Source organism: Sulfurovum sp. (assembly GCA_026990595.1).
Classification (GTDB): Bacteria; Campylobacterota; Campylobacteria; order Campylobacterales; family Sulfurovaceae; genus Sulfurovum.
On record JALXCZ010000006.1, the window covers coordinates 21,355 to 27,780 of the forward strand.

Consider the following 6,426-nt stretch of genomic DNA (forward strand, 5'->3'; position numbering starts at 1 on the left):
AATGTTATCAATTGATATTACTATAATACTATGCAAAAAGAGAATATAGAAATTGTTGTCATTGAAGATGAATCTGATATTTTGGAACTCATAGAGTATCATCTTCAAAAAGAAGGCTATAGTGCTACAGGATTTCTCTCTACAGAGAATGTCGAACAATTTATTGAAGAAGAGTCTCCGGCACTGATGATTGTTGACAGAAACCTCCCCGGTGTAGAAGGCAGTGAGTTTGTTGCCTACCTTCGAGAGCAGGGATATAATATCCCCGTGATCTTTCTTACTGCGAGAGATAAAGATTCTGATCTTGAAGAAGGATTTAGATCTGGCGGTGATGACTATATGACCAAGCCGTTTAAATCTAAAGAACTATTGCTGCGTATTGCAGCTCTTTTAAAGCGTAGCGGTACTCAGACCGGAGATAAAGTAAAATATAGAGATATGGTACTGGATATGCATCAGCATACACTCAGCATAGAAGGGAAAAAAATAGAATTAACCAATTTAGAGTTTAGACTCTTGCATACCTTTATTAAAAATCCACATCAAGCACTTGATAGAGATTTTTTGCGTGATGAAGTATGGGGTGATGACAGTGTAGATTTTCATGACAAGACCATCAATGTTGCTATGAATCGTTTGAAAAAGAAGATAGACCCTGATGCTGAAAAAGAGTATATTGCTCCGGTATGGGGTGTGGGGTATAGATTAAATTAATGTTTCCAAATTGTTTCCAACTTATTTTATACTTCGGCAACCCAAATGGGAAACTAAACTTTTCGAAGGAAAAATAGAATGACTTTCAAAAAAATCGTAACAGCAGCAGTAGTAGCTTCAGTAGCACTTACGGCAGTACATGCAAGTGAACTTAAAGGTAGAGGAGCTTCTTTCCCTGGTCCGGTATATAAAGCTTGGACAGCTGAGTATTTTAAAGCAACAGGAAAAAAAGTAAACTATACACCAACAGGTTCAGGTGACGGAATTAAATCTATTAAAAAAAGAATGGTAGACTTCGCAGGTTCGGATAAACCATTGAAGCCGGAAAAATTAAGAGAAGCAAAATTGTATATGTTCCCAACAGTTGTAGGGTCTATCGTACTTGCGTATAACCTTGATGGTGTTAAAGATGGTGAGCTTAAACTTAGCCGTGCAGCCATTGATGCAATTTTTACAGGGAAAGCAAGTTTTTGGGATGATGCTATCATCGCCAAAGACAATGCAGGACTTAAGTTGCCACACGAAGCTATCACTACATGTGTAAGAGCAGATAAATCTGGTACAACTTTTAACTTTACATACTTCTTGAATAAAATTGATGATGCTATTAAAGTAAGTAAAAAACCAACATGGACAGCGACGAAAGTGGTTGCAGGTAAATCTAATTCAGGTGTATCGGCAAATATTCAACAAATCAAAGGTGCTATAGGTTACATAGAGTACTCTTACAAAACAAAACTTGGTCTTCCTGCAGCACAGGTTGAGAACAAAGAGGGGCACTTCATCAACCCAACGGTTAAATCTTTCCAAGATGCAGCAAAATATGCTTCATGGACAGCAGAAAAAGATTTCTATGCAGTCATCGGTGACCCGGCTGGTGCAACTTCTTACCCAATTGTAGCAGCAACATTCCTTCTTTTACCAGCAGAAAAAACTGTTACCAACAAAGAGGTAACAGCATTTATGGAATGGGCATATACACATGGTGACAAAGCAGCAGCAGACTTAGGATATGTACCTCTTCCCGCAACTACTAAAGATGCGATCAGAGGATACTGGGAAACTAAAAAAATAAAATAATTCTAACTGTTATCAAATTGTTACCAAGATGATATACAATCCACCCATTAAAATAAAGGTTAGATATGGGTGGTAAACTTTTTCGAAATTTCTCTTTCTTCTCAGCAACACTCTCTTTTTTCTTGCTTGTAGGTATCTTTGCCATACTTTTTCATTATGCACAGGAATCTATGCATACGTTTGGATTTGATTTCCTTTGGACAGAGAAGTGGGAACCGGGAGAAGACGATGAAGGCGGTATTTTTGGCGGATATATTCCTATGGTAGGGACACTGCTGAGTACTATTATTGCTATGGTGCTTGCAACACCACTAGCAATGGGAATTGCTATCTTTCTTACTGAAATTGCCTCTGTTAATGTTGCCAAACCAGTCTCTATAGCTATTGAACTTTTGGCGGCTATTCCTAGTATTATTTACGGGATGTGGGGGTTGTTTTACTTTGCACCCATCGTACAGGCTACGTTTGGTGGAAATGGGGTAGGGCTTCTTACTGCAGGTATTGTGTTAGCCATTATGATTATCCCTTTTATGGCAGCGATTACGCGTGACTCTATGAACACGACACCCTCTGTACTTAAAGAGTCAGCGTATGCTATGGGGGCTACGAAGTTTGAAGTCATTAAAGATGTGATTATGCCTTATTCTAAAGGAGGTATCATTGGGTCTATTATCTTGGCACTTGGACGTGCACTGGGTGAGACGATGGCAGTGGCATTCCTTATAGGTTCAGTCATGCATTTACCGAGTAAGATCACAGATCCTACGACATCTATACCAGTACTTTTGGCAAACAACTTTGCAGAAGCAGAAGACTTGGAAATGAGTTCTATGTACTTTTTGGCTCTCATTCTTTTTGTGGTTAGTTTTATTATTATTTCATTGGCAAAATTTTATTTTTTAGGTAGAAAGGTTAACTAATGAATAGACTTTTACTCAATAAAATTATCTTAACCCTCTCTATACTTTCAGCATTGATCGGGATAAGCTTTTTGTTTTGGATCTTGGCAACACTAAGTTATAAAGGTATTACGAGTATCCACTGGAGTACTTTTACCAATGACTTGGTAGAAGGTGGTATACGAAACCTTTTAGTTGGGCAGTTTACCATGGCACTTATTGCTACCCTTGTCGCCGTACCTGTAGGGATGATGGCCGGAATTTACCTCAGAGAGTATGGATATGGAAGTAAACTTGCTTCTGTGATTCGTAACCTTTCAGATGTGATGATGTCTGCACCTTCCATCGTTATTGGAGTCTTTGTATATGCATTACTCGTAGATCCGTTTGGTGGGTACAATGGTTGGGCAGGTGCTGTGGCACTTGCGATTATGATGATACCTATCATCATCTCAACGACTGACAATATGCTAGCGCTTGTACCGACCGAATTACGTGAGGCAGGGATGGCATTGGGTGGCTCTAAACATAAGATTATTTTGCAGATTGTTGTACGTGCTGCAAAAGTGGGCATTACAACAGGTGTTTTACTCTCTTTTGCACGTATTATTGGTGAGACGGCACCGCTTCTCTTTACTTCTGCGAACAACCAGTTTTTTACGATGGATTTAACAGGACAGTTTCCGTCACTCACCGTAAGTATCTATAATTTGGCTACCTATCCTGATGAGGCCAGTCGTGAGTTGGCATGGGCAGCTTCATTTATCTTGACGATGATTGTACTCATCATCAATCTACTTGGTAGATTTGTAATAAGAAATAAAAAATAAGGAAAGAGTATGGCAAAAGACAATTTGGTAATGGAGTTAAAAGATTTTAGCTTTACCTATGCAGGTGCGCCCAAGCCTTCACTGAGAAATATTAATCTTCCTATAGAAGAAAATATGATCACGGCAATGATAGGTCCGAGTGGTTGCGGTAAATCTACACTGCTTAGAGCGATGAACCGTATTCATGACCTGTATCCCGGTAATACCTACGAAGGGAAAATTAATCTCTATAGAGAAGACGGTATAAAAGAGAATATATTGGAGCTCAAAAAAGAGAATGATTTCATCAAGCTTCGTCAGGAAGTAGGGATGATTTTCCAAAAGCCAACACCGTTCCCTATGAGTATCTTCGATAATGTAGCCTATGGATTGAGACTCTCTGGGATTAAAAAGAAGAGTGAACTCGAAGGCAGAGTTGAAAAAGCACTTAAAGGTGCTGCCATTTGGGATGAAACAAAAGACAGACTCAATGAATCTGCCTTGGGAATGTCCGGTGGACAACAGCAACGTCTTTGTATCGCAAGAGCAGTAGCATTGAAACCTAGAGTGCTTCTGTTTGATGAACCTACCTCTGCCCTAGATCCCATCTCTACGGGTGCTATAGAGGAGCTGATTGCAGAACTGAAGCAGGAAGTCTCTGTGGTAATAGTCACACATAATATGCAACAAGCCAGTCGTCTTAGTGACTATACAGCATTTATGTACTTAGGTGACTTGGCAGAGTTTGATAAAACAGATAAGATATTTCTCAATCCTAAAGAGAAATTGACAGAAGATTATATAACAGGTAGATTTGGATAAGGAGAAACTATGTTACCAGGATACAGTGAAGCCAGACACGAAGTAAGAGAAGCAGTAGTCGATACCCTGCAGGGATTGGCAACAGCCAACAAAGCAGGGCTTGAAGCCCTAAAGGTAAAAGATGCACAGGCATTGGAAAAAGCAAGAAAAGAGTTGAAAGAGATTTCTAAAACCACGGAAAAAATAGACAATGATATTGTCCTTATTTTTGCAAAGTTTACACCAGAAGCAAGAGATTTAAGAGAGATGGTCTCTTATCTAAAAATCACATCAGCGATGAACCGTATACGTGCCAATATCAATAATTATTTGAAAAATATGCAAAGCATGCTGATGGAAGATAATGCAACGATTATTGAATTGATTGAAAATTCTTTAGTGATCAATAGATGTACAGTGAATGCCTTTGAATACTCACTGACAATGTTTCAAACATTTGATGACAATGATAAGATCAAAAATCTGGCATCTAAAATAGATGTAGAGTATTCAAAAACAGACGACATCTATACTTTGCTTGAAAAAGAAGTCATACAAAAAATATGTGGTGCAGATGGACTTGCCGAGGAGTACTTTAATCTGCTGAAATATATTCGTAAGAACCTTAAAATCATCGATAGACTTGACTCGATGGCACAAAGGGTTATTTTTTCCAGAATGGGTGGAAAACTATAGAAATTCTCCATCCACATAAAGCCATTTGCCATTTTTTTTCAGAAATCGACTTTTTTCTTTTAGCTCACCTGAAGAGAGCATGGTAGAAAAAGTCACATAAGCTTCTTCTTTTCCATCTATAAATTGCAAGACTGTTAATTTTAAAAAATCTGTATTTTTACAGAATAGTGCTATATCTTCTTTCCATTGCTTGGTATCTTCTGTATAGTCAGAATTATCCGGATGGGTTGTTTTGATGATGTAGTCAATTTCACCTGCGGCATAGGCACTGTATCTGGACTTCATTAATGTAAGTGCATCAGGAGCCAAGGCTCCTTTGTGGTATTTGGAGCAACATTTTTTATATTTTATGCCAGATCCGCAGGGGCAGAAAGTGTTGGCAGGGTGTTTCACTTATCTGATCTCTGCGATGAAGGCATCCGGTTGGATCTGTGCTCTTACCTGAAGGAGTGCCTGTGTAGCCTCTGCTCTGCTCAAATACGGACCTATAAGAAGTTTGGAGACAGGTCTGCCTTCTTTAGGGAATTCAATGAGTTTATAGGTAAATCCTTTTCTTGTAATGGTATAGAGCAGTTGTTTTTTCGGTTTACCTGCAAATGAACCGACTTGTACATAGAAATTACCTTGAGGAGACTTTTGTTCGATCTCTTGCATTGGTGACTTTATCACAATCGCTTTACTGGCAGCAGTTTCTTTAGGTACTTTCGTCTGTGGAGCCGTAGTAGTGGCTACAGATGCTGTCGGTTGCGGCTGTAGAGATACAGCAGGGACTGTCTTTGCTGTTTCCCACGGAGTAGCAGATGCGATATGTGTAGGCGTGGTGGTAGAGGGTAAATATCTGCGGCAGATGCGCAGTCTCTTTTTATAGTAGGGTGATGTGTAAAGATTGGAATAGATCACTTCATGTTTTGTGGTACTGGCATGGGTGAACCATCCGTCACCCAGATACATACCGACATGGGTGATCCTTCTTCTGTGTCTTTTATTGGTTGCAAAAAAGATAAGATCGCCATACTCTAATTCATTAATGCCGATACGTTTTCCAACTTTTGCCTGTTCTCTTGCGACACGGGGGATCTCTATACCCATGCTGCCATAGAGGTAGTAGGTAAACCCGGAACAGTCAAACTTGTTTGGTCCCTCTTCAGCCCAGACATAAGGAGTTCCCTGAAGTTTTTTTACCATTTTGTCAAGATTCTTTCTACTTGGTGTGTACTTGACCTTTGGTTTTTTAATGGAGTAGTCAGGATGTTTTGGGTAGTGGTTCACTTTTTGGCTACAGGCAGTTAAGATAAATATGATCAGGGGTAAAAAGAGTATTATTGTTTTTTTCATAACGATAATTATAGACGAATGGTTTTAAAATAGACTAAAATATAGAGGTTCTCTATTATTTTTTATCTTGGTACTGCTCTTCTTGGAAGTTT

Annotated in this window: 8 protein-coding genes; 6 read left to right on the top strand and 2 right to left on the bottom strand. The window is 39.1% G+C overall.

Going from position 1 to position 6,426, the window contains the following annotated elements; all coding sequences use genetic code 11:
• The first annotated feature begins 30 nt into the window (after window positions 1-30).
• From MVE01_RS01760 to MVE01_RS01785, 6 genes are all read left to right on the top strand, one after another.
• Window positions 31-714, top strand: a complete 684-nt coding sequence (locus MVE01_RS01760; protein WP_472560439.1) for a response regulator transcription factor — start codon at window positions 31-33, stop codon at window positions 712-714.
• A gap of 78 nt (window positions 715-792) precedes the next feature.
• On the top strand, window positions 793-1,794 hold the full coding sequence (gene pstS, locus MVE01_RS01765; protein WP_472560440.1) for a phosphate ABC transporter substrate-binding protein PstS: 1,002 nt from the start codon (window positions 793-795) through the stop codon (window positions 1,792-1,794).
• A gap of 65 nt (window positions 1,795-1,859) precedes the next feature.
• Window positions 1,860-2,714, top strand: a complete 855-nt coding sequence (gene pstC / locus MVE01_RS01770; RefSeq protein WP_472560441.1) for a phosphate ABC transporter permease subunit PstC — start codon at window positions 1,860-1,862, stop codon at window positions 2,712-2,714.
• Window positions 2,714-3,523, top strand: a complete 810-nt coding sequence (pstA, locus tag MVE01_RS01775) for a phosphate ABC transporter permease PstA (RefSeq protein ID WP_472560442.1) — start codon at window positions 2,714-2,716, stop codon at window positions 3,521-3,523. The genes pstC and pstA overlap by 1 nt, the downstream gene beginning before the upstream one ends.
• Before the next feature lie 9 nt (window positions 3,524-3,532).
• A complete protein-coding gene (pstB, locus tag MVE01_RS01780; protein WP_472560443.1) occupies window positions 3,533-4,324 on the top strand; it encodes a phosphate ABC transporter ATP-binding protein PstB in 792 nt (263 codons plus the stop codon).
• A 9-nt stretch (window positions 4,325-4,333) separates the two neighbouring features.
• Complete coding sequence (locus MVE01_RS01785) at window positions 4,334-4,999, top strand: PhoU domain-containing protein (RefSeq protein WP_472560444.1); 666 nt, start codon at window positions 4,334-4,336, stop codon at window positions 4,997-4,999.
• On the opposite strand, the gene MVE01_RS01790 is transcribed toward MVE01_RS01785, so the two are convergent.
• Together MVE01_RS01790 and MVE01_RS01795 are read right to left on the bottom strand one after the other, a co-directional pair.
• Entirely contained in the window at window positions 4,994-5,392 is a 399-nt protein-coding gene (locus tag MVE01_RS01790) for a YchJ family protein (RefSeq protein WP_472560445.1), read from the bottom strand. The two genes, MVE01_RS01785 and MVE01_RS01790, sit on opposite strands and share 6 nt — an antisense overlap.
• Window positions 5,393-6,334, bottom strand: a complete 942-nt coding sequence (locus tag MVE01_RS01795; RefSeq protein ID WP_472560446.1) for an NlpC/P60 family protein — start codon at window positions 6,332-6,334, stop codon at window positions 5,393-5,395. It lies immediately after the preceding gene.
• Window positions 6,335-6,426: the final 92 nt, after the last annotated feature.

Excerpts from the sequence above, each read along its gene's own strand:
- MVE01_RS01760 (WP_472560439.1), top strand. The coding sequence starts at position 31 with ATGCAAAAAGAGAATATAGAAATTGTTGTCATTGAAGATGAATCTGAT.
- pstS (WP_472560440.1), top strand. The coding sequence starts at position 793 with ATGACTTTCAAAAAAATCGTAACAGCAGCAGTAGTAGCTTCAGTAGCA.
- pstC (WP_472560441.1), top strand. The coding sequence starts at position 1,860 with ATGGGTGGTAAACTTTTTCGAAATTTCTCTTTCTTCTCAGCAACACTC.
- pstA (WP_472560442.1), top strand. The coding sequence starts at position 2,714 with ATGAATAGACTTTTACTCAATAAAATTATCTTAACCCTCTCTATACTT.
- pstB (WP_472560443.1), top strand. The coding sequence starts at position 3,533 with ATGGCAAAAGACAATTTGGTAATGGAGTTAAAAGATTTTAGCTTTACC.
- MVE01_RS01785 (WP_472560444.1), top strand. The coding sequence starts at position 4,334 with ATGTTACCAGGATACAGTGAAGCCAGACACGAAGTAAGAGAAGCAGTA.
- MVE01_RS01795 (WP_472560446.1), bottom strand. The coding sequence starts at position 6,334 with ATGAAAAAAACAATAATACTCTTTTTACCCCTGATCATATTTATCTTA.